The 259-nt window shown below is 49.4% G+C and carries 1 pseudogene; it reads left to right on the forward strand.

The features are described 5' to 3' along the window. Positions 1–259 (forward strand): annotated as a pseudogene (locus WEIDD23_RS13960) (hypothetical protein); the annotation flags it as partial.

Below are 259 nucleotides of genomic sequence, written 5' to 3' on the forward strand. Positions count from 1 at the left end.
GCATTATAACTTCTTTCACACGAATTTGGATGACAAAAAGTGGCACCAAGTTATTGTGACCTGGCAGCCCAACTTAACTGACCAGACAGGCACCATTTCTACGGAATTTGACGGTGCAGAAGTTGGTGACCACACGGTGCCACTGTCTCGTTTCGGTAATTCCGATGTGTATTGGGGCTTCACGGGGTCCACTGGTGCCGAGCAGATGCTTGGAGCGGTGGCTTATACCCAAGTGATTCAGCAACCAACGCTTGAAAAG

The sequence above is a fragment of the Weissella sp. DD23 genome, from assembly GCF_001579105.1.
GTDB classification, from domain to species: Bacteria; Bacillota; Bacilli; order Lactobacillales; family Lactobacillaceae; genus Weissella; species Weissella cibaria.